Source organism: Microbacterium sp. K41, from assembly GCF_004794395.1.
GTDB classification, from domain to species: Bacteria; Actinomycetota; Actinomycetes; order Actinomycetales; family Microbacteriaceae; genus Microbacterium; species Microbacterium sufflavum.
Map to the genome: position 1 here is coordinate 1 of NZ_SSDO01000010.1, position 2,216 is coordinate 2,216.

Sequence of the window (2,216 nt, forward strand, 5' to 3'; positions counted from 1 at the left end):
ATCGGCCACGCCCAGGTCGCGCGCGAGCGCGGACACCCGCACGGCCCCCGCGCGCCGCAGCTCGTCGAGGATCCGCTCGCGGCGGGAGATGCCGAAGCGCGGCGCCTCCTCCCCGCCGCTCACGTCGCGGCCTCCCCGTGTGTCGTGGATGCACGGCACCGCTCGGCCGAGCGGGCGCGGTGTGGGATCGGCATCGGGACTCCTTGTTCGAGTGTGTTCGATCATGACAGACCGTGTTCGTCTCCGTTGCGCGCACCGCCCCGCCGTCCTTCACTGGAGCGGCGCCGACGTCCGTCGCGCAGACCCCGAGGAGACCATGTCCGCCCGCCCCACCGTCCTCGTCGCGATGTCCCCCAATGCCTGGGACCTCCTGTTCGACGGCCCCCGTCGCAACCGGCTCGCGGCTCTCGCCCTGATCGACGACCCCGTTCCCGTCACCGCCGTCGACGCCGCCGCCCCGCAGGAGCGCCTGGCCCGGGTGGAGGCGCTCGTCACGGGATGGGGCGCGCCCGCGCTCGACGAGGCGGCTCTGGCCCGGCTCCCCCGGCTGCGCGCGGTGTTCCATGCCGCCGGGAGCGTCCGCGGCCTCGTGTCCGAGGCACTGTGGCACCGGGGCATCCTCCTCACCTCCGCCGCCGACGCCAACGCGGCCCCCGTCGCCGAGTACACCCTCGCGATGATCCTCCTCGCCGGCAAGCGAGCCCTCGTGCCCCTGCGGACGGCCGACCCGCAGCACGACCTCCGCACCGGCGCCCGCGTCGGCGGTCGCATCGGCAACCTCGACCGGACGGTCGGCATCGTCGGGTTCTCGCGCATCGGCCGGCGCGTGGTGGAGCTGCTCCGGCCGTTCCCCGGCATCGAGGTGCTCGTCGCGGATCCCTTCGCCGATGCGGCCGAGGTCAGGGCCGCGGGCGCCGAGCTCGTGCCGCTGGCGACACTGCTCCCCCGCGTGGACGTGCTGTCGTTGCACGCTCCGGCGCTCCCGGCGACCCGCGGCATGATCGGACGCGCACAGCTCGCCGCCCTCCGCGATGGCACGACCATCATCAACACGGCCCGCGGAGCGCTCCTCGACCACGGCGCCCTCGCCGACGAGTGCGCGGACGGACGACTCGACGCCGTGCTCGACGTGACGGAACCCGAGCCCCTGCCCCTGGACTCGCGGCTGCTGCAGCTGCCGAACGTCGCGGTCACCCCGCACCTCGCCGGCTCGCTCGGCAGCGAGACGCGGCGGCTCGCCGATGCGGCCCTCGACGAGCTGGAGGCCTGGATCGCCGGGGCTCCCCCGCTCCACCCCGTGCGCCCGGCCGACCTGGAGCACGGCGCGTGAGCACTCTCCCCCTCCCTCCGGAGGACCGCGACCTGTCGCCGTACACCGGCTGGGGCCGCGCGCACCTCCAGGCGGTCGCCGACGCCATCCTCGACGGGGCCGCCCGGCACGCGAGCCCCACGGGCGCCGGTGTGCGCTATCCGGGCCGCCCTGGCGGATTCGGCCCCGCGGTCGACGCCCTGGAGGGCTTCAGCCGCACCTTCCTGCTCGCCGCGTTCCGCATCGCCGGAGACCCCGACGGCACCGGCGACCTGGCCGCGCGGTATGCGCGCGGACTCGCCGCCGGAGTGGACCGGGGGAACCCGGAGCGCTGGCCCCGGCCCGACGAGGTCGATCAGGCGAAGGTGGAGGCCGCAGCCCTCGCCGTCGGGCTCCACCTCACGCGGGACACCGTCTGGGCTCGACTCGACGACACGGCACGCACCCGCACGATCGACTACCTCGCCGGGTTCATCGGAGGCTCGTACCCGCCGAACAACTGGGCCTGGTTCCGCATCCTCGTCGAGCAGTTCCTGGAGAGCGTGGGCGGCCCGTTCTCGACCGAGGACCGCGGGGCCGACTTCGCCCTGCTCGACGGGTTCGAGCGGGCCCACGGCTGGACCTCCGACGGCGCCGCGCGCTCGTTCGACCACTACGCGGGCTGGGCGCTGTCCTTCTATCCCGCGATCTGGGCCGACATGGTCGCCGACGATCCGCGGCACACCGCCCGGATCGCCCGCTCCCGCGCCCGCCTCGACGACTACCTCGACGACGCCCTGCACCTCGTCGGCGCCGACGGCGGACCTCTGATCCAGGGCCGCAGCCTCACGTACCGGTTCGCGTCGGCGGCGGCGGCGGGCGCTGCGGCCTTCACGGGCGGATCGCGGCACGGCCCTGGCCTGCTGCG

2 protein-coding genes are annotated in these 2,216 nt (G+C 75.3%); both read left to right on the forward strand.

Annotated features, from left to right (window positions below; all coding sequences use genetic code 11):
- Positions 1–316 precede the first annotated feature (316 nt).
- Positions 317–1,330, forward strand: coding sequence for a hydroxyacid dehydrogenase (locus DW309_RS00065; protein ID WP_136044164.1), 1,014 nt, complete (start codon positions 317–319; stop codon positions 1,328–1,330).
- The coding region (locus DW309_RS00070) for a DUF2264 domain-containing protein (RefSeq protein WP_240753065.1) at positions 1,327–2,216 on the forward strand (890 nt) is incomplete at its 3' end. The genes DW309_RS00065 and DW309_RS00070, both read left to right, overlap by 4 nt.